At 67.8% G+C, this 24,655-nt stretch carries 28 protein-coding genes; 13 read left to right on the top strand and 15 right to left on the bottom strand.

Annotated elements, in window-relative coordinates; all coding sequences use genetic code 11:
- Positions 1 to 110: 110 nt before the first annotated feature.
- Both A37E_RS0101640 and A37E_RS26750 read right to left on the bottom strand, forming a co-directional pair.
- A complete protein-coding gene (locus A37E_RS0101640) occupies positions 111 to 1,520 on the bottom strand; it encodes a hypothetical protein (protein ID WP_051678715.1) in 1,410 nt (469 codons plus the stop codon).
- 25 nt (positions 1,521 to 1,545) lie between these two features.
- Complete coding sequence (locus A37E_RS26750) at positions 1,546 to 2,400, bottom strand: IclR family transcriptional regulator (RefSeq protein WP_024278050.1); 855 nt, start codon at positions 2,398 to 2,400, stop codon at positions 1,546 to 1,548.
- A gap of 294 nt (positions 2,401 to 2,694) precedes the next feature.
- On the opposite strand from A37E_RS26750, the gene A37E_RS0101630 reads away from it, so the two are divergent.
- The 6 genes from A37E_RS0101630 (at position 2,695) to A37E_RS0101605 (ending at position 8,255) form a co-directional block, all read left to right on the top strand.
- Positions 2,695 to 3,738 (top strand): NAD(P)-dependent oxidoreductase, encoded by a 1,044-nt coding sequence (locus A37E_RS0101630; RefSeq protein WP_245279245.1) that lies wholly within the window; start codon positions 2,695 to 2,697, stop codon positions 3,736 to 3,738.
- A gap of 12 nt (positions 3,739 to 3,750) precedes the next feature.
- Complete coding sequence (locus tag A37E_RS25745; protein WP_156026207.1) at positions 3,751 to 4,509, top strand: DUF4286 family protein; 759 nt, start codon at positions 3,751 to 3,753, stop codon at positions 4,507 to 4,509.
- Positions 4,506 to 5,345: a fumarylacetoacetate hydrolase family protein gene (locus tag A37E_RS0101620; protein ID WP_029555028.1), complete on the top strand. Its 840-nt coding sequence runs from the start codon at positions 4,506 to 4,508 to the stop codon at positions 5,343 to 5,345. The genes A37E_RS25745 and A37E_RS0101620 overlap by 4 nt, the downstream gene beginning before the upstream one ends.
- 11 nt (positions 5,346 to 5,356) lie before the next feature.
- Positions 5,357 to 6,181, top strand: coding sequence for an ABC transporter permease (locus A37E_RS0101615; protein ID WP_051678713.1), 825 nt, complete (start codon positions 5,357 to 5,359; stop codon positions 6,179 to 6,181).
- A 224-nt stretch (positions 6,182 to 6,405) separates the two neighbouring features.
- Positions 6,406 to 7,434: an ABC transporter substrate-binding protein gene (locus A37E_RS0101610; RefSeq protein WP_081837395.1), complete on the top strand. Its 1,029-nt coding sequence runs from the start codon at positions 6,406 to 6,408 to the stop codon at positions 7,432 to 7,434.
- A complete protein-coding gene (locus A37E_RS0101605) occupies positions 7,431 to 8,255 on the top strand; it encodes an ABC transporter ATP-binding protein (protein ID WP_081837394.1) in 825 nt (274 codons plus the stop codon). Before A37E_RS0101610 ends, A37E_RS0101605 begins: the two co-directional genes overlap by 4 nt.
- A gap of 146 nt (positions 8,256 to 8,401) precedes the next feature.
- Here the strand turns inward: A37E_RS0101605 and A37E_RS0101600 are convergent, their stop codons facing one another.
- Entirely contained in the window at positions 8,402 to 9,265 is an 864-nt protein-coding gene (locus tag A37E_RS0101600) for a transglutaminase family protein (RefSeq protein WP_029555024.1), read from the bottom strand.
- A 335-nt stretch (positions 9,266 to 9,600) separates the two neighbouring features.
- Between A37E_RS0101600 and A37E_RS0101595 the strand changes: the two genes are divergently transcribed.
- From A37E_RS0101595 to A37E_RS0101575, 5 genes are all read left to right on the top strand, one after another.
- On the top strand, positions 9,601 to 9,813 hold the full coding sequence (locus A37E_RS0101595; protein ID WP_024278065.1) for a cold-shock protein: 213 nt from the start codon (positions 9,601 to 9,603) through the stop codon (positions 9,811 to 9,813).
- A 205-nt stretch (positions 9,814 to 10,018) separates the two neighbouring features.
- Complete coding sequence (locus A37E_RS27590; protein ID WP_280938289.1) at positions 10,019 to 10,147, top strand: hypothetical protein; 129 nt, start codon at positions 10,019 to 10,021, stop codon at positions 10,145 to 10,147.
- Positions 10,148 to 10,156: 9 nt separating this feature from the next.
- Complete coding sequence (locus A37E_RS0101585) at positions 10,157 to 10,462, top strand: hypothetical protein (RefSeq protein ID WP_051678712.1); 306 nt, start codon at positions 10,157 to 10,159, stop codon at positions 10,460 to 10,462.
- A 27-nt stretch (positions 10,463 to 10,489) separates the two neighbouring features.
- Entirely contained in the window at positions 10,490 to 10,753 is a 264-nt protein-coding gene (locus A37E_RS0101580) for a DUF1488 domain-containing protein (RefSeq protein WP_029555022.1), read from the top strand.
- A 96-nt stretch (positions 10,754 to 10,849) separates the two neighbouring features.
- On the top strand, positions 10,850 to 11,071 hold the full coding sequence (locus tag A37E_RS0101575) for a hypothetical protein (protein WP_029555021.1): 222 nt from the start codon (positions 10,850 to 10,852) through the stop codon (positions 11,069 to 11,071).
- A gap of 43 nt (positions 11,072 to 11,114) precedes the next feature.
- Here A37E_RS0101575 and A37E_RS0101570 read toward each other — a convergent pair whose 3' ends face one another.
- From A37E_RS0101570 to A37E_RS0101515, 12 genes are all read right to left on the bottom strand, one after another.
- A complete protein-coding gene (locus tag A37E_RS0101570; RefSeq protein WP_051678711.1) occupies positions 11,115 to 11,927 on the bottom strand; it encodes a MipA/OmpV family protein in 813 nt (270 codons plus the stop codon).
- Entirely contained in the window at positions 11,920 to 13,305 is a 1,386-nt protein-coding gene (locus tag A37E_RS0101565) for a sigma-54 dependent transcriptional regulator (protein ID WP_029555019.1), read from the bottom strand. Before A37E_RS0101565 ends, A37E_RS0101570 begins: the two co-directional genes overlap by 8 nt.
- An 8-nt stretch (positions 13,306 to 13,313) precedes the next feature.
- Positions 13,314 to 15,050 carry an ATP-binding protein gene (locus A37E_RS0101560; protein WP_029555018.1) on the bottom strand — a complete coding sequence of 579 codons (1,737 nt, stop codon included), beginning with the start codon at positions 15,048 to 15,050 and terminating at the stop codon, positions 13,314 to 13,316.
- 5 nt (positions 15,051 to 15,055) lie between these two features.
- Entirely contained in the window at positions 15,056 to 15,544 is a 489-nt protein-coding gene (locus tag A37E_RS26745) for a DUF2147 domain-containing protein (protein WP_051678710.1), read from the bottom strand.
- Positions 15,532 to 15,960: an EamA family transporter gene (locus tag A37E_RS26740; protein ID WP_029555016.1), complete on the bottom strand. Its 429-nt coding sequence runs from the start codon at positions 15,958 to 15,960 to the stop codon at positions 15,532 to 15,534. The genes A37E_RS26745 and A37E_RS26740 overlap by 13 nt, the downstream gene beginning before the upstream one ends.
- Entirely contained in the window at positions 15,957 to 17,165 is a 1,209-nt protein-coding gene (locus A37E_RS0101545) for a GNAT family N-acetyltransferase (RefSeq protein WP_081837392.1), read from the bottom strand. The genes A37E_RS26740 and A37E_RS0101545 overlap by 4 nt, the downstream gene beginning before the upstream one ends.
- Complete coding sequence (locus A37E_RS0101540) at positions 17,155 to 18,075, bottom strand: alpha/beta fold hydrolase (protein ID WP_051678709.1); 921 nt, start codon at positions 18,073 to 18,075, stop codon at positions 17,155 to 17,157. Before A37E_RS0101540 ends, A37E_RS0101545 begins: the two co-directional genes overlap by 11 nt.
- Before the next feature lie 7 nt (positions 18,076 to 18,082).
- Positions 18,083 to 18,448: an EamA family transporter gene (locus tag A37E_RS0101535; RefSeq protein WP_029555013.1), complete on the bottom strand. Its 366-nt coding sequence runs from the start codon at positions 18,446 to 18,448 to the stop codon at positions 18,083 to 18,085.
- Entirely contained in the window at positions 18,445 to 19,368 is a 924-nt protein-coding gene (locus tag A37E_RS0101530) for a hypothetical protein (protein ID WP_051678708.1), read from the bottom strand. Before A37E_RS0101530 ends, A37E_RS0101535 begins: the two co-directional genes overlap by 4 nt.
- Positions 19,369 to 19,373: 5 nt before the next feature.
- The gene (locus tag A37E_RS0101525; RefSeq protein WP_029555011.1) at positions 19,374 to 20,783 is read right to left on the bottom strand and encodes an aminotransferase class III-fold pyridoxal phosphate-dependent enzyme; all 1,410 of its coding nucleotides are present in this window, start codon (positions 20,781 to 20,783) and stop codon (positions 19,374 to 19,376) included.
- Complete coding sequence (locus tag A37E_RS0101520; RefSeq protein ID WP_038192415.1) at positions 20,776 to 21,450, bottom strand: HAD-IB family phosphatase; 675 nt, start codon at positions 21,448 to 21,450, stop codon at positions 20,776 to 20,778. Before A37E_RS0101520 ends, A37E_RS0101525 begins: the two co-directional genes overlap by 8 nt.
- A 207-nt stretch (positions 21,451 to 21,657) precedes the next feature.
- On the bottom strand, positions 21,658 to 22,641 hold the full coding sequence (locus A37E_RS0101515; RefSeq protein WP_245279244.1) for a GlxA family transcriptional regulator: 984 nt from the start codon (positions 22,639 to 22,641) through the stop codon (positions 21,658 to 21,660).
- A 109-nt stretch (positions 22,642 to 22,750) separates the two neighbouring features.
- On the opposite strand from A37E_RS0101515, the gene A37E_RS0101510 reads away from it, so the two are divergent.
- The gene (locus A37E_RS0101510) at positions 22,751 to 23,497 is read left to right on the top strand and encodes a DJ-1/PfpI family protein (protein WP_081837391.1); all 747 of its coding nucleotides are present in this window, start codon (positions 22,751 to 22,753) and stop codon (positions 23,495 to 23,497) included.
- Positions 23,497 to 24,573, top strand: a complete 1,077-nt coding sequence (locus A37E_RS0101505; RefSeq protein WP_051678707.1) for a Glu/Leu/Phe/Val dehydrogenase dimerization domain-containing protein — start codon at positions 23,497 to 23,499, stop codon at positions 24,571 to 24,573. Before A37E_RS0101510 ends, A37E_RS0101505 begins: the two co-directional genes overlap by 1 nt.
- The last annotated feature ends 82 nt before the right edge of the window (positions 24,574 to 24,655 follow it).

The following is a 24,655-nucleotide window of genomic DNA, read 5'->3' as shown; positions in this document are numbered from 1 at the left end:
AACCAAGCTTAACTCCCTGTCCGGATTTCGGGGACCACCTCACTGGACGGCTGACGCGCGGGCCGGGGCGAACGTGAAACTGCTGCGGCCCCTCCAGTCGGGGGGCCGCATCAACCCATGACGGGGGGGACGCCCACCGCAAAGCCTTGGCAATCCAGCGATTTCAGCCGCACGGCCCCATCGGCGACGGCGAGGCGGACAGGCCCGCCAGGGGGGCGGTGATAGAGGTCGGCGTGGGCGGCGAGGAAGGCGGCCTGCTCGTCCTCCGGGGCAAAGGACATGCCGTCGAGGTAGTGGTGGCCGTTGCGCTCCACATGGGTGAGGCCCAGGAGGGACACGAGGGCGAGGTCCTGCTGGGTGCTGATGCCGGCCCAGGTGCAAAGGTCTTCTGCGGAAAGGAAAAATCGGCTTTCGCCCAACTCCGCATTGGCCTTGGCGATGCGGGCGGTGTTGAGGATGGATTTGTAGAAGCCCTTGCAGGTCTTGCTGGAAACTCCTTGATATCCCAATGGGATAGCGCGAGGAAAGGCATCCAGGGTGGCGTCCGATTCGTCGATCATGACGGGCTTGAGGGCGGCCAATGCCCCCACCTCCCGCTCCAGCGCGACGGCGCGGCGGATGGGTTGCTCGATGTAGAGGGTGGAGGCGCAAAGCCTTGAAAGAGCTGGCGTTTCTGACATGCGTCGCCACAATTCGACGATGCCATCCACATCCGAATATTGCTCATTGCCGTCCAATGTGGCGCGATAATCGGCAGGGCCGGCGTCCAGCACCGCGGCGATGCGGGTGAGGCGGTCCAGATCGGCGGCGATGTCGCCGCCCGCCTTCAGCTTGTAGAAGCGGCAGCCGTAGGTTTTGACAACATCCTCAAGGGTTTGCGGTAGCCCGTCGGCCGGGCCTTCAAGCGGGTCGGAAGCCATGAGCGCGTCGACCATGCCCACCGTGTGGCGCACGCCGATGGTATCCTGCGGCCGCAGATTGCCCAGGAATTGGGCGATGTCGAAGCCCTGAAGGTCCTCTGTCAGTCCGGAGCTAACGGTGATACCTGCCACGTTCCCCCGGATCATCTGCGAAAACGACATCCCCAGCATCCGCCCGGTGGCGTCGAGGATGGCCCGGTCCACCAGCGCCGGACCATAGGACGCGACCAGCGGATTGAGGCCCAGCGCGGCGCAGCGCGCCTGCTGCTCCCGATAGACCGCAGCGGAGAGGCCGAACGGGGTGTCTGCGGGCAGGCCGGAATAGAGTTCCAGCGCCACGTTCAGCGCCGTGCGGAGCTGCTCCACATTATCGTCGTCGGAGAGCGCAGGGTTCTTGTCGAACCATTTGGGCAGAAGGCATTCGGCGGCGATGCCGACCGCGCCGCGCCCGTCCGTCGCCTCGATCCGCACCGTCAGTTCGGCCTGTCGGACCTCTCGCAGCGTGGCGACGCCGAAGCGGAACGGCATCCGCAGCTTCGCCGCGCGCTCGCGCAGGTTCGCCTCGGCCAGCCGCACGCGCGGCGCCGCGTCCTCTCCCATGATTTTATCCTTGTGTTTGCGCGGGTTATTCCACCATGCGCGGGAAGGCGCCGCTGCGGGCGCGGGCCTCCAGCGGCCAGGTCTCGCCCAGGCGGCGGGTGGTCGCCATCACGAAGGAGCCGCAGCTTTCGAGATCCGCCCGGCTCATGCGGTTGGTGGGGGCGGCAAGGCTCACCACGCCGACGCATTCCGGCGCACCTCCGAGCGTGGAGGCGAGGATGGGGGCGGCCACGGCGCCCACGCCCAACTCGTTCTCCTCATAGCTCAGCGCGAAGCCGCGCCGCGCCACCTCCTCCAGTTCCGCGCGGATGTCGGAAATGGAGGTCTTGGAATAGGCGGTGGAGGCCTCGATTCCCTGATGCATCAACAGCTTGAGCGCATCGGCAAAGGGCAGGGTGGAGAGCCACGCCTTGCCGGTGGCATGGGTGTGGAGGCCGATCTCCAGCGTGTAGTTGGGATCGATGCGCAGCGACCTCTTGCTGCCCGCAAAGGATTGCACCCACACGATTCTCTGCCCGCCCGGCTCGACGATGGCAAGGCGGACCAGTTCGCCGGTCTCCTCCGCCAGCTGGCGGAGCGCGGCGGAGCACTGGTCCAGCAGACGGCTGGTCTGGAGATGGCGCAGGCCGAGATTGCTGATGCGGTAGGTGAGGTAATAACGCTGGGCCCGCTCATCGCGCCACACCAGCATCTGCGACTCCAGCGTATTCAACAGCTTGGAGACGATGGCCTTGTTGAGGTCCAGGCGCCGCGCGATCTCCGCCAGGGGGAATCCGTCCACGGAATCGGCCAGCATCCCGATGATGTCGAAGGCGCGCTCCACGGAGACGATGGTCTCATCGATCTTTTCGGGACGGGCCCCGGCCGCAACTTTCGCCATCTCATCTACCCTTCGACGCACCACGCCTTCACTGATAACGATGTTATCCATGAATTCGAGCGTGGCAAGGCCAGATAGGCGCGGAAACAGCGGACTTCCTCTGAAAATACCCGCTTGACTCCGACTTTGGACGAATCTAGCCCTATAGATATGGGTAACGGCGTTACCCAATAAATGAGCAGGCCGGCACCCGAACCCCTCCATGTTCGGTGCGGTTCAGGCCCCGGTTCGGTGCGGTTCACCCCACCGTTCAGGTGCCATTCGAGGCCTGTCAGCAAAAATGGGAGCGGATTCGTGAGTGAACGCCTGACCTTCGACACCGTGCCGGACCTGATCGAGACCGAGGAGCAGCTCGAGGAGTTGGTCTCGCGTCCCACCCAGGGGCTGGTGGACGACTTCGCCACTTTGGACGGGGACATCATCGTTCTGGGTGTCGCCGGCAAGGTCGGCCCCTCCCTCGCCCGCATGGCCAAGCGCGCGGCGCCGGAGAAAAGGGTGATCGGGGTGGCGCGCTTCTCTGAAGCCGGGTCCAAGGAGGAGCTGGAGGGCTTCGGCATCGAGACCATCCGCTGCGACCTGCTGGATCAGGAGGCGGTGGCGCAGCTGCCCAAGGTGAAGAACGTGGTCTACATGGCCGGCAAGAAGTTCGGCACCAATGACGATCCCTCCTTCGCCTGGGCCATGAACACCATGGTGCCCGCGACCGTCGCCTCCCACTTCCGCGACAGCCGGATCGTCGCCTTCTCCACCCTGTGCGTCTATCCGTTCGGCGTCTTCGCCCACAACGGCTGGGACGAGCGGGTGCAGCCGCGCCCGGTGGGGGACTATGCGAACTCCTGCGTCGGTCGCGAGCGGGCGTTCGAATATGGCTCCCACGTGCATGGCACGCCCGGCCGCCTCGCCCGGCTGAACTATGCCATCGACCTGCGCTACGGCGTGCTGCACGACATCGCCAGCTGGGTCCATCGCGGCGAGCCGATCCCCATCCGCACCGGCCATGCCAGCGTGATCTGGCAGGGGGATTCCAACGCGCAGATCCTGCGCTGCCTGAAGCACTGCACGGTGCCCACCAGCCCCATCAACATCGGCGGGCCGGAGCAGGCGAGCGTGCGGGCCATCGCCCATGCCTTCGGCGAGAAGTTCGGCAAGGCGCCCATCTTCGAGGGCGAGGAGGAGCCCACCGGCTGGGCCAACAGCACGTACCAGGCCCAGCGCCTGTTCGGCTATCCCAACGTGCCGCTGGCCCGGATGATCGACTGGGTGGCCCACTGGGTGGAGAAGGGCGGCGCCATCTACGGCAAGCCCACGCGGTACGAAGTCCGCGACGGCCTCTTCTGAGGGGCCGCCGCCATGACAAGCGAAGATCCCCACCCCGCCCCCAGCCCGGCCCTCGGCTTCATGGGCTTCTGGGCCGACATCGATGCGGACTACGAGCTGCGCTATCAGGAATGGCACAATTGCGAGCACATGCCGGAGCGGGTGGGGATTCCCGGCTTCATCGAGGGGCGGCGCTATCGCGCCCTCCTCGGCAGCCCGCGCTTCTTCATGTGCTATGTCACGGATGGTCCCGAGGTGCTGGGCAGCCCGGCCTATCTCGCCGCGCTGAACCGGCCCACGCCCTGGACCAGCGAGGCCCTCACCCACTTCCGCAATCCGGTGCGCTCGCTGTACCGCAACCATTGCCGGGTGGGCCGTGCGGGGGGCTATGCCCCCTACATCCTCCAGCGCCGGTTCGACCATGAGGCCGATGCCGCGACGCTGGCGGGAATGGTTCGCGCTGTGGTGGCGGAGGACACCTCCGGCACGTTGTCCGGCGGGCTCTATGAGGTGGACGAGGCCATTTCCGGCATCATGACGGCCGAGCGCCGCATCTATTCCGGCGGGCCCGGGCGCCAGCAATATCTCTTCACCATCGAAGCCCTCGACCGCGACCAGGCGGAGGCGGCCGGGCGCCGGCTCGACGCCCTGATCACTGAGGGCGCCAGCGAGATCAATCCCGGCCTCTATTGGCTGGAGAACCGCATCCAGTCCGCCGAACTGCGCCGGCCCGTCGCCGCGCCAGTGGCGGCAGCTGCGGACACCCGCATTCCCGAAAGGCTCACCCCATGAAGCTCCTGCGCCACGGCGCGGCCGGCGCCGAGCGGCCCGGCCTCCTCGCCGCCGACGGCACGGTCCGCGACCTCTCCGGTGTCGTGGATGACATCGATGCCGCCCTCATCGCCGATCCCGCCCGGCTTGCTGCGCTGAAGGCGGTGGACCCGCTTTCCTTGCCCGTGGTGGAGGGGGAGGTGCGCCTCGCGCCGCCCTTCACCGGCATCGGCAAGATCGTGGGCGTGGGCCTCAATTATCACGACCACGCCCGCGAATGCGGCCTGCCCATTCCCGAAGAGCCCATCCTCTTCATGAAGGCCACCACCTCGCTCTGCGGCCCCTACGACGCCATCCGCCTGCCGGAGGGCTCGGAAAAGACCGACTGGGAGGTGGAGCTGGGCGTCGTCATCGGCACCACCGCCCGCAAGGTGTCCGAGGCGGGCGCGCTGGCTCATGTCTTCGGCTATTGCATCGCCCACGACGTGTCCGAGCGCGCCCACCAATTGGAACACGGCGGCCAGTGGACCAAGGGCAAGAGCCACGACACCTTCTGCCCCATCGGCCCCTGGCTGGTGACGGCGGACGAGGTGGGCGACCCGCAGGCCCTCGACCTCTGGTGCTCGGTGGATGGCGAGATGCGCCAGAACAGCTCCACCGGCGACATGATCTTCAAGGTGGCGGAGATCGTCTCCTATGTCAGCCGCTTCATGACGCTGGAGCCCGGCGACCTCATCATCACCGGCACGCCGGCGGGGGTGGGGCTGGGGCTGAAGCCGCAGGTCTATCTCGCCCGCGGGCAGGAGGTGCGCCTCGGCATCGCCCGCCTCGGCGAGCAGCGCCAATCCGTGGTCTGAGGAGGCATGCCATGACCGACACCCTTCTCGTCCAGTCCACGCGCGCCAACGTGCTGTCCAAGCTCATGAGCATGGATGCGATCCGCCCGCTCATCCTGGTTGCGGTGATCCTGGTGGGGTGGGATCTGGCGGTGCGCCTCTTGCGCATCCCGCCCTATCTCATCCCGGCCCCGACCCTGGTGATCGAGCAGGTCATCGCCCAGTGGCCCATGCTGCTGCGCGAGACCATGCCCACCCTCACCGCCACGCTGGGCGGCTTCGCCCTGAGCGCGCTGGTGGGCATACCGCTCGCCATGCTCATCGCCTCCTCGAAGACGGTGGAGAGCTATCTCTACCCCCTCCTCGTCTTCTCCCAGTCGGTGCCGAAGATCGCGGTGGCGCCGCTGTTCGTGGTGTGGTTCGGCTTCGGCGTGCTGCCGAAGATCATCTCCGCCTTCCTGCTCGGGGTGTTCCCGGTGGTGGTCTCCACCGTGCTCGCCTTCAAGAGCGTGGACAAGGAGATGATCGACCTCGCCCGCTCCATGCGCGCCGGGGGCCTGCGCACCTTCATCCGCATCCGCCTGCCCCATGCCTTGCCCGGCATCTTCTCGGGGCTGAAGGTCGCCATCACGCTCGCCGTGGTGGGCGCGGTGGTGGGCGAGTTCGTCGGCTCCAACTCGGGCATCGGCTACGTGCTGCAGGTGGCGAACGGCAATTTCGACCTGCCGCTCATGTTCGCGGCCCTGTTCGTGCTCTCCATGATGGGGGTGATCCTCTTCATGGCGCTCGATGCCATCGAGCACTTCCTCATCCCCTGGCACGCCTCGCGCCGGCCGGACCCCAACAGCGGGACGTGAGGGCTCGCGCCCTCCCGCCGTTGGTCGGGAAATAAACGGCCGTCATGGCCGGGCTTGTCCCGGCCATCCACGTGGAAAGGCCGGGAGCACCCGCCCGGCTTCGGTCCCATCGGCCCGACGGGGATGCCCGGGGCAAGCCCGGGCATGACGAAAGCGAGAGACGCTCCAAGCAAAGACGCAACACGACGACCCAAGCAAAACCAGAAAAACCGGTGGAGGAAACCATGATCTCGCGCAAGATCTCTCGAAGGACATTCGCCACGCACCTGTTATCCGGCGCGTTCGCCCTCGGCCTTGCCACGGCATCCACGCTGCCGGCGGCCGCGCAGGCCGGCAAGACGCCGGACAAGGCGGTGCTGATGCTCAACTGGTACGTCTATGGCGAGCACGCGCCCTTCATCCTCGGCCTCAAGAAGGGCTATTACGCGGAAGAGGGCATCGACCTCGACATCCAGGAAGGCCGCGGCTCGGCGGTGACGATCCAGGCGGTGGGCGCCGGCACGGCGACCTTCGGCCTCGCGGACATCGGGGTGATGATCAAGGCGGTGGCCAAGGGCGCGCCGGTGAAGACCATCGGCGTGCTGCTCCAGCGCACGCCCGGCGCGGTGGTCGCTCCCGAGGGCAAGATCAACGGCCCGAAGGATCTGCCCGGCAAGACCATCATGTTCACGCCCGGCGATGCCGTGACGCCCATCTGGCCGCTGTATCTGAAAAAGCTCGGCATTCCCGAGGGTGCGGTGAAGATGGTGGCTGCGGACGCGCAGGCCAAGCTCAACGCCGTGGTGAACAACCAGGCCGACGGCCTCATCGGCTTCACCACCGAGCAGGGCGCGCGCCTGCCGGACATCATGAACAAGCCGGTGACCATGCTGCGCTACACCGATGCGGGGGTGAACCTCGTCTCCCTCGGCATCGTCGCCAACACCGACACCCTCGCCAAGCGCGCCGACATGGTGAAGCGCTTCATGCGCGCCACCACCCGCGCGGTGGAGGAGGCGGAGAAGAACCCCAAGGCCGCCATCGACATCCTCATGGAGGCCTATCCCAAGATCGGCCTGCCGGACGCGCAGCTGCGCAGCCTGCAATATTCGCAGGCGCTCTACCGCGCCTCCGACGACAAGAGCACGCGCCCCTTCCGCATGAACCCGGCGCTGATGGACGAGAGCCTCGAGATCCTCACCCAGTACGGCGGCCTCGACCCCTCCGCGCGCAGCAAGGCGCAGGATTACTTCACGCTGGAGTTCCTTCCGTGAGCGCTGCCCTGCACAGGATCGACACCCTCGCCCCGCGCGCCGAGGCCTCCGGCACCCATATCGCCATCTCCGGCCTCACCAAGACGTACAAGACGCGCGGCGGCTCGGTGCCCTCCCTCAAGCCCATCGATCTCAACATCTCGAAGGGCGAGTTCGTGGCCATCGTCGGCCCCTCGGGCTGCGGGAAAAGTACCCTGCTCAAGCTGGTCGCCGGGCTTCTGCCGGCCACCAGCGGCACCATCACCATCGGCGGCGTGAAGGTGACGCAGCCGCCGGACGGGGTGGGCATGGTGTTCCAGAGCCCGGTGCTGCTGCCCTGGCGCACGGTGCGCGACAACGTGCTGTTGCAGGTGGAGATGCGCGGGCGGCCCGTCGCCGCCTATCGCGAAGCGGCGGCGCGCCTCCTCCACACCGCCGGCCTCGACGGCTTCGAGGAGCGCTTTCCGTGGGAGCTGTCGGGCGGCATGCAGCAGCGCGCCGCCATCTGCCGGGCGCTGGTGCATGATCCAGAAGTCTTGCTCATGGACGAGCCCTTCGGCGCGCTCGACGCCATGACGCGGGAGAAGATGAACGCCGAGCTGCAGCGCATCTGGTACGAGACGCGCAAGACCGTGCTGCTCATCACCCACTCCATCCCGGAGGCGGTGTTCCTCGCCGACCGGGTGGTGGTCATGTCCAGCCGGCCGGGCAGCATCGAGGCCGTCTACGACATCGACCTGCCCCGCCCGCGCGACCTCTCGGTGATGGGCGAGCCCCGGTTCGTCCGCTACACTCAGGAGATCCGCAAGCACTTCTTCGCCCAGGGCGATCTGGATCACTGAGCGATCCGCCCGGAAAGAAACGCGCCCGCCCCACACGGCGGGCGCTTTTTTTGTTACGCGCCTCTCTCGTCAGGCGATTGGGGCCATGCGGTGGATCACCTTGTCGGCGATCAGCGCGCCTCCCCCCGCCGCGGCGCCCCGTCCCGTCAAGACGTGACGTGGACGTCCACCGTCATGCCTCCGAAGGCGGAGCTGTCCCCGACGAAGCTGCCCTGCACCGGAATGGCCTGGCGGATGTCGCGCACCACCGCGACCGGGATGAGATTGAACCCGCCCATGCTGCGATTGGTGGGATCGAACGGGATCCAGCCTGCTCCGGGCACGAACACTTCCGCCCATGCGTGGGTGGAGCCCATGCCCTGAGACCCCACGAAAGTTCCGGCCGGGTTGTAAAGATAGCCCGACACGATGCGCGCGCCGAAGCCGAGGCTGCGGACCGTCTCCACGAACAGCACCGCGAAATCGCGGCAGGAGCCCCAGCCGCGATCGAGGGTTTCCGTCGGCGATTGCGTGCCCTCCTCGTCGCGGCTCTGATAGGAGATCTGGCGGGATACGCCGGCGCTCAGATCCTTCAGCAGCGAAAGGGTGTCGGTGGAATTCCCCCGAACGAAACCCATCGCCCAGCTCCGCAACCGTCCGCTGGCATCGGGAAACTGGGGGACCGCCAGCGCGCCGAGATCGGTCCATTCGTCGGCGGAATAGCTGAACGGAAAGGACGTGGCGGTGCCCGCGATGGCGAACACCGGCCATGGCACGGCATCGAGCTGGAGTTCTGTCGTGCTCTCGATGACCAGTTGATCGCCGGACGTCGAGAAGTTTGCGGTGGCGACCGCGTTGCCGAAGACATCCTGAGCCCAGTCCACCGTTGCCGCGGGGGTCAGCAGCAGCTGGTTCGACGTCACCCGAAGGTCGCGGCTTTCCCGGGGGCGGAGCATCAGTCGATGCGGTCCGAAGGTCACCGGCCGATGGAAGCGATAGGTGGTGGTGTGGCGGATCTGGAGGGGGATCAAGGGTGCTCCGTGGGGCTCTGCCGCGCTTGAGCGTCTGGACAGGCTGCGCAAACAAAAGCGCACCTGGCGAGCCTGAGGTCAGGTCTGCTCAAAGGGGGCTGGGCCATCAGCTTAGCACATGGGCGGGCTACCGCCTTGTTGAATTGATTGAGGTATAAATAATGTTGCACACTCGCGAATATCGGAGCATAGTGATCCGGTCGATACAAAGCCTGATCAATTGGTTTCGCGCAGATTTGTATTTTGCGCCCATCCAGAAATTCTCGCCAGAAAATGCGATGTCGACGACTGGCCATGGGCCGGTGAGCTAATTATCGAAATTGAGAGGGTTTCCCATGACTGAGGGAACCGTGAAGTGGTTCAACGCCCAGAAGGGCTTTGGATTCATCGCTCCCGATGCGGGCGGTAATGACGCGTTCGTCCATATCAGCGCTGTCGAGCGCTCCGGCCTTGGCGAGCTGCGCGAAGGCCAGAAGGTGGGCTTTGAGCTCGTCGCCGATCGCAAGAGCGGGAAGATGTCCGCGGACATGCTCAAGGATCTGAGCTGACCTGATGGCCGGCAGCCTGAGCCTTTCAGGACTGCCGGACTGATCATTGTTGCCGAAGGCTGACCGCGGATGTACCGGCAGCTCCGGTGGTGATGTGCCATCTCTTTGCCGAGCAGAGCGCCCGACGCCCTGTGGCCCTTGATGGTCGCAGGGCGTTTTTCGTTTCGCCGGCAGGATCGACCCACGTGCCCGAGAGGAAACGGCCATGGCCAAAGGACAGATGCGCGGCAATCGCGAAACCAAGAAGCCGAAGAAGGTCAAGGTGCCCGAGCCGCCGGCGTCGTTCGTGAAGGGGTCCCCCGTATCCTTGGGTCCGCCCAAGAAGAAGGGCTGAGGTGCTGTCATGAACGTCCGCACCCGTGAAACCACGGTCACGTTCGATCACGCCTTCCACCTCAGCGATACGGACGGCGACCTCCCGGCGGGAACCTACCGTCTCGTCATCGACGAGGAGCAGCTTCTCGGCGTCTCATTCCTGGCCTACCGGCGCATGGCGACGATGCTGCACACGCCCGCCCTCGCGGCGCCTCCGGGGCGAAGCAAGTGTCTTTCGGTGAATGCCGCCGAACTCGATGCCGCCGTGTTGAAGGACCAGCAGACATCCGCGAGGGCGCGTGAAGCTCCTTCGACGGACGCGCTCCTCCTTTGACGGACGGCCCGCAAACAGGAGGCTTCCATGACCCTTCAGTTTCCCAACGCGAGCCGCGTCTTTGATCCCGTCAGACGCTGCGTGACCTTCTGGGGACACGATTCCGCGTTCGAGATCGCGTTCCATCTCGACGCCGATGTGCTGACGCGGCTCAGTCCCCAGAGCGGCCAGGACGAGGCGGCCTCCCTGCGCACCTTCGACACCAACCGGCAGCGGATCGAGCGCGCCGCGAGCGGTGTGTATGCGCGGCGGCGGCAAAGCTTCCACCGCCTGTCCACGTCCGACTTCTAGGGCCCACCATCGGCCGGCGCCCCGGCCCCCTTCGCGCGATCGCACGCGAGCGGCGCGTCGCACGCCGTGCCTCCGGCAAGAAAGGCGTTCGATCGCATGAACAAGGGCCTCCACATCGTTTTCCAGTCGCTCGACGCGGAGCACGTCCTCGCCCGGGTCATCTGGCGCGAGCAGGACAGCGGCGGCGGCAGCCTCACGCTCGAGATTCCCGTCCGCAACAGCGCGGCCGCTCCCAAGAGCCCCGAGCAACTCCAGGCCGACGCCCGCGCCCTTGCCGTCCGCTTCGCCCGGGCCTTCGCGGACACCATTCAGGATTAGTGCGGTGTCCCGCCGGTCAGGAGACCGCACGCGAAGCTGCGTCTCAAGGCCCCAACACGAACGAATGCTCGAACCCCACCCCGATGGTGATCTGGTTGGGGCTTCCGGACAGTGTCGTCACGGGGCTCGCCGCCGCGGCGCCCGCCAAGCGCTGGTAGCTGCCGTAGAGGGTCGTCGTCCAGTCCGGTGACACCTCATAGGACAGGGACGAGGTGAGGCCGACGGACTTGATGCCGCCACCGGGCGCGTAGGGGGCGATGTGGCCGTTCAGCGCCGCTGCGAGGGGCGAGACACCGAACTCCGTCTGCATCAGCGCGCTGTCGGCCAGCGACAGGCGCGGCCCGATGGACCAGGTGAACAAGCCCTGCTTCTGCACGACATCGGCCGAGAGGTTGGCGGCAAGGCCACCGGCGCTGCCGAGGCCCTGGAGCACCTCCACGCGGGTCCGCAATATGCCGGCTATTGGCCAGTAGTCGGCGAATCCGCCGCCCTCCAGCGCCCAGGAATAGCCCGGCAGTCCAGGCAGGCCGCCGCTCGGCCGCCCCTCGCGGATGCCCGCGAGGGGGCCGAGGCTGAAAGCGCCGAGATTGAACAGGCTGAAGCCGAAATTGTCGTCGGGCGCGCCGAAAGTCGCCGGCTCGTCTGCGCGCCGGATGTCGAACGAGGGTGAGAAGAACGGCCCGAAGGTCCGCGCACCGTCAAAGGACGGCCCCAGACTGAAGCTGCCGCCAAGCGTGACGATCCACGCGTCGGCTGCGGCGGATGTGGACGAAGCCGTGCCGGCGTCCTGCGCCTGCGCCCCGCACGGGACCGAAACGGCCAGCATCAGGAGGAGTGCGGGAAGCGGCCTAGCCATCGCCGGCTCCTGCCACCTTGTCGATCTTGATCGCAAGCTTCTTGATGCGATGCCAGAGGCTGCGCTCGGTGATGCCGAGCTTCTCGGCGGCGCGGGCCTGCACGCCGCCGCTGTCCTTGAGGGCCTTCAGCACGAATTCGCGCTCGATGCGGGTCAGCTCGCCGTCAAGATCGCCGTTGAGGGTGTGAGGCTGTGCATCGGCTTCGCCGGTCGCCTCGAACAGCAGCAGGTCGCTGGGACCCACCAGATCGCCCCGCGCCACGATGGCCGCCCGCTCCATGCAGTTCTGCAGCTCTCGCACGTTCCCCGGCCAGCGGCAGCGCGTCAGCAGGGCCTGCGCGTCGGGTGTCAGACCCTTGATGCGCTTGCCCATGTCGCGTGCCGCGGCGGCAAGGAAATGATCGGCGAGGAGCACGATGTCGTCGCTGCGCTCGCGCAGCGGCGGCAGGGGGATGGGGAACACCGCGAGGCGGTAGTAAAGGTCCATGCGGAAGGTGCCGGCCGCGATCTCCTTCTGCAGATCCTTGTGGGTGGCGGCGATGATCCGCACGTCCACCGATACGCTCTTGCTGCTGCCCACAGGTTCGAAGCTCTGCTCCTGCAAGGCGCGCAGCACCTTGGCCTGAACCGGCAGGGGCATGTCGGCGATCTCGTCGAGGAAGAGCGTGCCACGGTCAGCGGCGGCGAAGCGGCCCTCGCGGGCGCCGGTGGCGCCGGTGAAGGCGCCCTTCACGTGGCCGAACAATTCGCTCTCGATCAGGGTCTCCGGAATGGCAGCGCAGTTGACCGCGACGAAGGGCAGGTCGCGCCGTGGGCTGTTGTAGTGGATGGCCCGGGCCACCAGCTCCTTGCCGGTGCCGCTCTCGCCCAGCAGCAGCACGCTGGCGCGGCTCGGCGCCACCTCCGTGACTTGGCGCAGCACGTCGCGGAAGGCCGGGCTGTCGCCCACCAGATTGTCGAAGCGGTAACGTCCCTCCAGCTCGGAGCGCAGCCGCGCATTCTCGCTTTCCACGGCCTTGAGCCGCAGCGCCCGCGCCATGGTGGCGACCACGTCGTCGAGGTCGAGGGGCTTGGCCACATAGTCGAAGGCGCCGTCCTTGACGAGATCCACCGCGCCCCGCACCGAAGCATAGGCTGTCATGATGATGACCGGCAGGTCGGGCCGCTCCTGCTTCAGCGCCTTCAATAGGTCGCTGCCGCTCCGCCCGGGCATGCGCAGGTCGCTCAGCACCAGGTCCACCGGCTGGCTGGCGCAATAGGCGAGCGCCCTGGCGACGGTGTTGGTGGAAGCGGCTTCGAAGCCGCGCTCGGCGAGGGCTGCCTCCAGCACCTCCCCGTGGCGGACCTCGTCGTCGACGATGAGTATCTTCGCGGCCATACGCGGCATCACCCCTGTTTGCCGAGCGGAAGGCGGATGGTGAAGATGGCGCCGCGCTCCGGTGCGTCGGCACACGTCACCTCGCCGCCATGCACCTCCACGGTGGACCGCACGGTCGCGAGCCCGAGGCCGGTGCCGTTCACCTTGGTCGTCACGAAAGGCTCGAAAAGGGTGGCCCGCACGTCTTCCGGGATGCCCGGGCCGTTGTCCTCCACATGGAGGACAACGGCATCCGCCTCGAGCTCCGCACGCACGATGATGTGGCCGCCATCGCCGGCGGCGTCCATGGCGTTGATGATGAGGTTCAGCAGCGCCTGGTGCAGCAGATCCTTGTCGCCCTGGATCGGCAGCGGGTGGTCCGGCAGGCGGGCGATGAGGCTGATGTTGCGGCGGCGCAGCTCCGGCGCCACGAAGTCGAGGGCCGGCCGGACGATGAAGGTGACGAGATCGAGCGGGACCGCGGTGCATTGCGGGGGTCGGGCATAGTCCAGCAGGTCCTTCACCAGCCGGTCGATGCGCTGCACCTCGTCGAGGACGAACATCATCAGCCGGTCCTCGCCGGGCGCCATGGGGGTCTTGCGGCGCACCAGCTCCGCCGATGTCTTGATGATGCCGAGCGGGTTGCGGATCTCGTGGGCGATCACCGCCGCCGCCTGCCCGAGGGTCGCGAGCTGGGCCCGGTGGCGCGTGGCGGTCTCCCGGTCGCGCAGGGTCTGAAGCTGCTCGGTCATCGCATTGAAGCCGCTGGCCAGTGCCTCGATCTCGCGGCCGCCGGTCTCGCGCACCCGGATGGCATAGTTGCCCTCGGCCACCGCGCGCACGCCGCGGGTGAGGTCATGCAGGGGGCGGCTCATGCGCCTTGAGATGCTGAAGCCCACCAGCAGCGACAGCACGCCCGCGACCGCCGCCAGGGCGCCGAAGAGCGAGACGGTGCCGAGCCGTTCGAACGTCGCCGACGTGCCGTTGAGCCGGCAGGCGATGATGCCCACGAGACGTCCGCTGTCGTCACGAAGGGCGCTGAACGCCGCCGCCGGCCCCAGGCCGAAGCTGCGCCTCTGGATGGCGAGGGGCGCGCCGGCGCTGAGGGCCGCCAGCGACTCCGGCGGCACCGGCAGCGGGGTCCGCCTGAGGTCTTCGAGATCGCGCAATTCACCGCCCTCGGTCACCTCGATCAGGTGCAGGTCGAGCGAGCGGATGGTCTGCGGGGCGGTGAAGAACTGCTCATCCAGCAGATTGGCGATGAACAAGAAGCCCGCCTGGTCGCCGATGCGCACCGGCTGGACCGCTCCGACCATCATGGCGCGGTGCCCGCCCTGCCGGACGAAGAAGATGGACGCGACCGCCTTGAGCGGCAACGGCTGCATCAGTTCCAGGTCGCCGGTCGAGAACAGGACCGTGCCGTCCGCCGTGTAGAGGCGCACGAAATCATAGCCCACGGTGGTGAGCAGGTCGGCGAACGGCGCGATGGGCTCGGTGCCGCCCCGCGACACGGCGGCGGCGACGACGGCGGTGGCGCGCTGGGCCTCCTCGCGGCCCTCCGCAGCCTCGTTGGCCATGAAGGTCGCGATCTCGCCGATCCACTGCTCCACGTTGCGCTCGAACGTCACCGAGATGACCTCGGCGGCGATGAAGCTCGCCACCAGCACGGGCGGCACGCTGACCATGACGAAATAGAGGGTGAGCCGCAGCCGCAGGGGCAGCAGCGACCACCAGTTCAGCCAACGCGAACCGCGCCGTCGCGTCATACGTCCTAGGACCTCTTGTTCCCGGCGCTGGCCTTCAGGGTGGGCGCGGCGTCGCAGCGTTGCAGCGTGGCGGCCGCGCGGTGCCAGTGGAGGGCACGGCCGAACGCCTTGATCCCAATGAAACCTGTCACGACGATGGCGTCGGCGCCGTCCGGCGCGATGGCCACGGAATAGCGTGCGCCGGCCTCCGGATCGTAGATCCAGCCGCCTTCCCAAGCGTCACCGCCCGGCGCGACACCGGACATCACCTCCATGCCGCAGAGGGGGCGATCGCGCAGGGTCAGGTCGGCATTGTTCTCGTCGCGCACCGGCTGCGCATGCGCGTCCAGCGGGGACTTCAGCCACACGATGCGTCCACAGAGCCTGTCGCCGCACGGTGCGATCTCAACGGCGCCCTCGCCATCCTCGGTCATCCAGATGCCGGTGACGTCCGGCGCGGCTGAGGCCGGGGTCACCAGACCCAGCGTCAGGAGGCCGGCGATCAGGTTTCGCATGGGGTCAGCTCCGGTTTCGCAACGGCATCGGCTTCGGCATCTTCCCCATGGCCGACGAGCGCGACACCCAGCAGGATGAGGCCGATGCCGGCGGCGGTGCGTGCGTCCACCGTCTCGCCGAACGCGAGCCAGGCGAACAGCGGCACGCTCACATAGCTCAGCGCCGTCAGGGGGAAGGCGCGGCTGAGGGCGGTCGTGCGCAGCACCAGCATCCACAGCACGTAGGTCGCAAGGTAGAGGCCGACCGCCAGCCACGCGAACGCGGTTCCGGCTGCGGCGGCGAGGAAGTCCAGCCCCAGCGGAATGTCGCCGATGGCCTCGGCGGCGCCCTTGAAGGCAAGTTGGGTCGCGGTGTCCACGGCGAGGAAGACGGCGACGAGGATCAGCGTCGCGACGGTGGCGGGACGCAGCGTCATCGCGCGCCCTCCCTGCCCAGCCGTCGCAGATCGGGGTCCCAGCGGGGGAAGGCCAATAGCGGGGCGGCGAGGCGCAAGACCGCATGGAGTGCCCGGTTGCGATGCTTCACCAGATGCGTGCGCGGCTCCAGCGCGCTGCCGAAGCGCAGCTTGGACGCATAGGCGGTCTGCCCGGTCTGCAGGTGGCGCCGGCCGATGCGCTGGCAGAAGCGCACGTTTTCCAGCCAGCTCAGGGCGTAGAGATCGTGCGCGGGGCCGAGCGGATAGGCCATGCCGAGAAACTTGTCGATCACCCGGTCGGGCTCGACGAACAGGAGGTTGAAGGCGGCAAGCTGCCCGCCCACCCGATAGCAGGCGAAGACGGCATCGGTGCCGAGCGCCCGCGACACGGTTTCGAAATAGCCGTCCGGCAAATCCTCGAAATCGCCGTAGCGCACCTGGCTGCGGGTGCGGGTGGCCTCATAGAGGGCGCGCACCTCTCCTTCCATGCCGGCGAGGGAGGTGCGCCATTCCACCTCCACCCGCTCGGCCCGCTTCATCTTGCGCCGGAGATCCTTGCGGGTGGCCGGCGAGAGGCGGGCGAGGTAGCCATCGAGATCGCCGGTGCCGTCGAGGTCCAGCACCGCGACCGGCAGGCTCTCCACCGCGAAGTAGCGGGCGGCGGCCAGATGCGGCGCCAGCAGCGCCAGCTCGCGCGGGGCAAGATCCTTGAACACCACGAGCCCGGTGCCGCGCCGCGCCGCCTCCGCCTCGACAGCGGCGATGAGGCCTGCGACGGCCTCCGCCCGGCCGGCCTCACACAGGCGCGGGTTCAGCGCCACCGGGCAGGCGTCGGTAAAGGTCGAGCCGACGCCGAGCATCCGCCATTCCAGGAGACCGGGCGCGCGGCGCGCGAGGCGATCGCAGAAGGCGGCCAGAGGTCCGTCCTGCAACGGGGTGTCGAGCCGGTATTTCAGGGCGAACAGCGGGGCCGCTGCGGCAAGGCCCGAGCGGTCGCCCACGCTGACCGCCGCCAGCTCAAGGGCGGCCGGCGGGGAGGTCTCACAGGCCGCGAGATAGGCCCACCCCTCGCTTTCGGGCGGGCGGGCGGCCTTCCAGGCCGTGGCGTCGATGCCGGCCATGCCGGACACCATGCGCACGAGCGGGGCAACCGGCGCGCGGGCCGTTTCCCCGGGCCAGTCGCCGACCAGGGCATCATGCGACATGCGCCACCTGTCCCTGAGGAGGCTGTGTGTGGGGGGCCTGTGTGTGGGGGGCCTGCCGTTCGGCACGGCCGGCCGTCGCGCGGCGCGGCTCGCTCGCGGGTTGGCGCAGCGGCGCCTCCACCACGCCCTGGATGAAGGCCGAGATCCGGTCGGTGACGAGATGGCGCTGCCGGTCGAGGGTGACGAGGTGGTAGCTGTCGTCGAGCACCAGGCAATCCACGGTGCCGCCGAGGCGGCGTTGCAGCAGCACGGCGTTGTTGAAGCTCGCCACATCGTCGTGGCGGGCATGGGCGATGAACACGGGCTGGCGAATGCTGCCGAGCTGCGGCTTCAGCACCCCCACCAGCCGCCACAGCTGCCGCAACGCCGCGGAGGGCGTGCCGAGGCTGCCGGCATCGGTATCGCCCAGCCGCATGGCGCGCACGATCACGCTGCGGATGCGCTCATCCTTCAGGCCGTAGGGCTCGCGCTCCACGAAGCGATAGCGCCGGCCCAGCGGGGTGTTGATGAGCAGGCGCAGCAGGAAGCCGTAGCGGGGGATGGACCAGCCGTCATAGCGCAGGGTCGGCGCCAGCATCACCACGCCGTCCACGCTCTCGGGATTGCGCGCGGCGAGCAAGGCGGCGAGCAGCGCGCCCATGGAGAGGCCGCCCACGATCACCTTGGTGCAGCGCGCCTCCAGTGTCGCGAGGGCGGCCGCGGCGCTGGCGTACCAGTCCTCGATCGTCGTCGCCGCCAGCTCCGCCTCGGTGCCGCAATGGCCGGCGAGCTGGCAGCACAGCACGGTGGCGCCGGTGGCGGCGAGCCGCCGCGCCACCTCGCGCAGTTCCACCGGGGTGCCGCCGAGGCCGTGGATGAGCAGCACCCCGACGGGGCCGCCTTCGATCATGATGCTGCGGTCGAGAGGCATGGGTTTCTCACAGGCTGGATGCGACGAGGGCGACACCGGCGGTGACGAGGGCGGCCCCGGCGTATTGCCGCGGCGCGATCCGCTCGCCGAGCCACAGGCGGCTCGCCACCGTGACTCCGAGGATGTTGAGGCTGGCGACGGGAAAGGCGATGGCGAGCGGCACCAGCGCGAGGATGCGCGTCCACACCAGGAACTCGATGGCGTAGATCATCAGCCCCGCGATCAGCCATGGCTCGGCCACCAGCCTCAGGGCGAAGCGCCCGGCGCCGGTGCTGACGGCCGGAAGGCGGTCGGCGCCGCGCTTGAAGGCCAGCTGCCCGGCCACGTCGCAGGCGACGGAGGCGGCGAACAGGGCGACGAGGGACACGCTCATTGCAGGATGTCCCCCATGTGCCGGAGGATGCGGCCGTTGGTGACGCCGTTGACGGCGTTGGCATTGCCGTGGGGATCGCGCCGTTGGTCGCGGTCCAGATAGGCACAGAGGGCGCGGAGCGCGCCGTTGTCGCCCTCCGGCGAATAGTCGCCGCACACGTCCATGCCCAGAACCGGGCGGTGCTCGGCGAAGACGGTGATGGCCTGAAGCACCTTGTGGAGGGGGAGCCGGCCCTGATCCCAGTTGGTCACCGCCTCGTCCCGGCTCAGCACATCCTTGTCGAGGGTGATCCAGAGCGGCGTGTGCGGCAGTTCGGCGGCGATGGCCTCCACCCGTTCCGCGAAATCGCCGTCCTCGAGGCCGTCCCAGCGCAGGCCGTCGGCACCGATCCCCGCCGCGCCGCGCACGCTCGCGACCTCGAAGCCGGGTCCGGCATAGAAGGTGGCACCGGCCGCCAGCGGATGCATCTGAAGGCGCCCGGAGCGCAGGAGCGGCAGATCCGCGCCCTTCAGCTGCGGCGCGCTTAGATCGGAGCTGCACGGGCCCAGCGTCACCACCCGCGCCACGTTCCGCTGTTCCAGAAGGCGGCTCACCCACGAGCCGCAATTGAGCGTGCGGGGAAAGCGGGTCCAGTCCGGATGGTTGTCGAAATGCACGACGCTGACCGGCTGATCGAAGCGCGACACCAGAAGGTGGCTCAGATGATGGAAGTCGCCCGAGCCGTAGAAGCAGATCTCGCCGCGCGTCGGCGGGCCGAGCCGGTCGGCCAGCGTCCTGAGCGCGCTCCGGCCCGCCAGAAGGCGCAGCCGGGGCGCAAGGTCGCGGGCAAGGAACAGGTCGGCGTCACAGCCGGGCAGGCCGGCCATGACCTCGTCCTGCACAGTGAGCGCACCGTCCAGATCGATGACCTTGATGCGCATGGTGCTCACCGGGGCGTCACGCGGGTGAACAGCTGGTCCATCAGCGCCAAGGCGAGGTCGATCTCGGCGTGGCTGATGGTCAGCGACGGCGCCAGCGTGATGACGTTCTTGTGGTAGCCGCCGATGTCCAGCACCAGCCCGAAACGCTCGACGCCATGGACGAGATCGCCCTTCAGCGCCTCATCCACCATGCGGTCGACGATGGCCTTGGAGGGGGTGAAGCTGTCGTGCGGCTCGCAGATCTCCACCCGCAGCGCGAGGCCAAGGCCGTCCACGTCGCCGACGATGGCGTGCTTCGCCTTCAGCTCGTTCAGGCCGTCGAGGAAACGGGCGCCCTTCTCGGCCACGGAGGTGGCGAAATCCTCCTCCTGCATCATGCGCATGGCCTCCAGCGCCACCGCGGTGCCGAGCGGATTGGCATTGAAGGTCGAATGGGTGGAGCCGGGCGGAAACGCCTGCGGATTGATGAGCGCCTCGCGCGCCCACAGGCCGGACAGGGGATTGAGCCCGTTTGTGAGGGCCTTGCCGAACACGATGATGTCCGGCGCCACGCCGAAATGCTCGATCGACCACAATTTTCCGGTGCGGTAGAAGCCCATCTGGATCTCGTCCACCACCAGCAGGATGCCGTGGCGGTCGAGCACCTCCTTCAGCTCCGGGAAGAAGTTCGCAGGCGGGATGACATAGCCGCCGGTGCCCTGGATCGGCTCCACATAGAAGGCGGCGTATTCGCACTTGCTGGCATTGGGGTCCCACACGCCGTTGTATTCGCTCTCGAACAGGCGGGCGAACTGCTGCACGCAGTGGTGGCCGTATTCCTCCTTCGTCATGCCGCGCGGGCCGCGGAAATGATAGGGGAAGGGGATGAAGTGGGCGCGCTCGCCGAAATGGCCGAAGCGGCGGCGATAGCGGTAGGACGAGGTGATGGCCGAGGCGCCCAGCGTCCGGCCGTGGTATCCCCCCTCGAAGGCGAACATCAGGCTTTTGCCGTCGCAGGCGTTGCGCACCAGCTTGAGGGAATCCTCGATGGCCTGGGCGCCGCCCACGTTGAAATGCACCCGCCCCTTGTGCCCGAAGCGCGCCAAGGCGCCTTCGGCGATCTCGGCGGCCAGCTCGATCTTCTCGCGATGCAGATACTGGCTCGCCACCTGAGGCAGGCGATCGAGCTGGCGGCGCATGGCCTCGTTCAGACGCGGATTGGCATAGCCGAAATTGACAGCCGAGTACCACATCTGAAGATCAAGGAAGGCGCGGTCCTCGTCATCATAGATAAACGACCCCTCGCACCGCTCGAATATCTTCGGCTCCTGGGTGTAATGGACCGTATCCCCATGAGAGCAATAGGTCTCCTCCAGTTCACGCAGGCGGGTGCGCTCGGCGGCGGACGTTGCGACTTCGGTCTGGCGATCAAGCATGGATGTCCTCGAACATGAGACGGGAGGGGGCCGCATGGCGGCGCGCACGAAGCGGGTCCAGGAAAGCCAGGGCGTCGGCGAAGCCTGAAATTGCGCGGTGGGGGATGCCCTCGGCGGCGCAGAAGGCGGCGAGCGAACCCTTGGCCAGGACAAAGTCGGCGCGGCGGGCAAGGCAGAAGTCGGATCGCCCGTCGCCCACCAGCACCACCCGGCGATTTGCGGGCACGGCGGCGCACTTGCAGGTGCCGCTTGGGCACTGTTCCCCGCGATTGGAGAAGGCCGCCTGCCAGCGGCCATTGGCCGTTTCCACCAGCCGGTTGCTGGTGACCGGCAGGTCGATCCCGTTGGCGTGCAACAGGTGAATGATGGCGAGATCGAACCCGTCGGACACCACGGAGACGGTCGCGCCGCAGAGCCAGGCCCGGGTGACGAAGGCGGCGAAGTGCGGATCGAGCTTCACATCGGCGAGGGCTGCCAACATGGCGGCGCGTGGCGCTTCCAGCAAAGCGACCTGCCGCGACATGCATTCCCGCGAGCCGATGCGGCCGGCGCACCATTCTTCTTCGATTTCCTGCCAGCTCCCATCCGCGAATGTCGCGAGCAGAAGATCCGTGGTGTCGACGAGGCTTATGGTGCCGTCAAAATCGAGAGCGAAGTGAAGTTGCATTTGGCCTCACGAACTGCGCGTCGTTCCCAACGCAAGCGTGGTGCCAACTTCTAACTGACTGATTTAAATACGTTATCCGTGGAAGCGTGATGGCAGGCTGCCCCGAGATACGAAGGTTCCTCCAAAAATTGGAGAGGCGCCCAGGCGGAACGCCATAGAGACGCGCTTCTCGCCCGCGCCGTGATGGGTGCGGCGCACGGATCGAGGTCAGCGCGCCACGCCGCCGGCCTCGATCGATCCGAACTTGCCGCGATAGTCCTGCGGGTTCACGCCCAACCGCCGGCGAAAGGCGCGCCGCATCCGCTCCTCGTCGGCGAAGCCGCAGCGAACCGCGATCTCCTTGATGCTCTGCCGTGTCTCCTCGAGTGCCCGGCGGGCGGCATCGAGCCGCAATTCCTCCACCACCTTCGCCGGTGTGCGGCCGGTCCGCGCGGCATAGAGCCGGGCGAAGGTGCGCGGGCTCATGGACACGCGCTCGGCGAGCGTCTCCACCCGCAGGTCCTGGTCGAGGTGGTCGCTGATCCAGCTGTGCAGGGCCTCGAAGCCGCCGTCGTCCGCCGCCTGCAAGGCCAGCGGAACGCTGAATTGGGTTTGCCCTCCGCCACGCTTCAGGAAGACCACCAGCCGCTTGGCGACGCGGATGGCCTCGGCGTGGCCGCGGTCGTCCTCGATCAAAGCGAGCGCCAGATCGATGCCCGCGGTCACGCCTGCGGAGGTCCAGACGGGACCATCGTGCTCGTATATCGCATCCGGCGACACCGTCAGGTCGGGATAGCGATCCTGGAGCAGCCGGCAGGAGCCCCAGTGCGTCACCACCCGCCGCCCGCCCAAAAGCCCCGCTGCCGCCAGCACGAAGGCGCCCGTGCAGACGGAGCAGACCCGGCGGATGCCTCCGGCGCGATCGGAGATCCATGCCAGCAGGCGGGGCTCGCATGCGGCCATGTGCACCCCCGGCCCACCGACGACCACCAGCGTATCCACCTCACCCACGCCGGAAAGCGGCTGGCTCATCAGCTCCAACCCCGACGACGTTCGCACCAGCCCGCCCGCCACCGACGCCACGGTCAGGCGGTAGGGCGGCGCGGCGCCTTCGGAGGTCTCGCAGGACAGCTCGAACGCTGCCAGCGGGCCGGAGAGGTCGAGGACCAGGGCATCGGGGAACACCACGAAGACGACGTGTCGCTGCTGCAAGCCGCCCTCCATCGCGTTGCCGGTCGTTGGCAGGAAAGGTGGGTAGAATGTCGTTTCCGCCGCGCCCTGTCATGCCCAATCTCATGCCGCAGCATCGAGAGGGAACGACGTGACTAAAACAACATTGGACATCGGACTTCTCTTTTTTCCCGGCATGACCCAGCTGGACGTCACGGGACCATTCGAAGTCCTGGCCCGCCTGCCCGGCGCCCGGATGCATCTGCTCTGGAAGTCCATCGAGCCGATCACGAGCGACGTGGGGCTTACCCTCATGCCGACGACCACTTTCGCGGACTGCCCGCAACTGGATGTGCTCTGCGTCGGTGGTGGTCCAGGGCAGATGGCGCTGATGGATGACGAGGAGGTCATGGCCTTCGTCGCCCGGGCGGGCGCGGGTGCGCGCTATGTGACGTCGGTCTGCGCCGGGTGTTTCATCCTCGCGGGTGCCGGGCTGCTCGATGGCTACAAGTCCGCGTGCCATTGGCTGTCGCGCGATCAGCTCGCAATCCTCGGTGTCATCCCGGTCAAGGAGCGCATCGTGGTGGATCGCAACCGCATCTCCGGCGGCGGCGTCACGGCGGGAATCGACTTCGCCTTCCAGGTGGCGGCCGAGCTGTGCGGCGATGATGTCGCCAAGCGGGTCCAGCTGATGCTGGAGTATGACCCAAAGCCGCCCTTCGACATCACCGAGGACAACGCTCCGGCCGAGCTTTTGGCCGAGGTCCGGTCCGCCGCGCGCCCGCTGCTCGAGGAGCGGCTTCGCTCCAGCCAGCGGGCCGTCGCGCGGATGCAGCAGGGCAGGGGCCCGCAGGAGGCTCATCCCGCCGTGTTCCCGTCCAGCACCGGGGCATCGTGATGACCTTGCAACTGACCCGTATGGAGGAGGACGGCCAGCTCATCTTCCGGTTCGAGGATCCCGGCTGCGACCTGTCGGGGGTCATCGTGGTGGACTCGCTGGCGCTGGGGCCGGCGACCGGAGGCTGCCGCTTCTGGCACTTTGACGATGCGGCCGCCATGCTCTCGGACGCCCGCCGTCTCGCGCGCGGCATGAGCTACAAGAACGCGATGGCGGGCCTGCCGCTCGGCGGCGGCAAGTCCGTCATCCGGCGGCCCGATGGCGCCTTCGACCGCGCCGCCCTGTTCCGCGCGTTCGGGCGGGTTCTGGAGGAGATCGGCGGCGACTATCTGGCGGCCGAGGACGTAGGCACGACGCCGCGCGACATGGAAGTCGTGCGCTCGCAGACGCCTTTCGTCTTCGGGCTTCCGGCCGATGCAGATCAGGCCGGCGGCGATCCCTCGCCGTGGACCGCCCTCGGCGTGTTCCTCAGCATCGCCCATGTGTGCGCACGGCGGGGCCGTCCGCTTTCGCAGAGCCGGATCGCGGTGCAGGGCCTCGGCAGCGTCGGCGCGGACCTCTGCCGGCGCCTGCACGAGGCCGGCGCCGCGCTGGTGGTCGCCGACGTGCACCCGGAGGCGGCGGAGCGCCTGCGCACGACGATCCCCGTGGAGGTGGTGTCGCCGGAGGCGATCCATGCGTCCGACGTCGACCTTTTCGCGCCCTGCGCGCTCGGTGCGGGGCTGAACCAGGTCACCATTCCGCAGATGCGCGCGCGGCTCGTCGCCGGCGCGGCGAACAACCAGCTCGCAACGGAGGCGGATGCCGCCCTCCTGCACGAGCGGGGCATTCTCTACGTGCCCGACTTCGTCGCAAATGCCGGGGGCATCATCAATGTCGCGGCAGAATATCTCGGGCATGACCGCGGCATGGTCCATGCCGCCGTGCACCGCATTCCAGATCGGCTGGCGCAGGTTCTCGACCGCGCTGAGGCAAGCCGGACGTCGCCTGCGCTGGTGGCGGACGTCATGGCCCGGGAATTGATCGCACGGGCCACCGGGGCGATGGCAGAAAACGAGGGAAAACGGCCGTTGTAGCCTTCCGCCTCACAGCGCAGGATTTGCAAAGGACCAGGCGACGGCGGACCATTTTGCCCGGTTCCACCCGCCGCCTGCAACC

This window comes from Xanthobacter sp. 91 (assembly GCF_000702385.1).
Taxonomy (GTDB): Bacteria; Pseudomonadota; Alphaproteobacteria; order Rhizobiales; family Xanthobacteraceae; genus Xanthobacter; species Xanthobacter aminoxidans.
The sequence above is the reverse complement of the archived record's forward strand: the minus strand, read 5'-3'. Positions and strand labels throughout refer to the sequence as shown.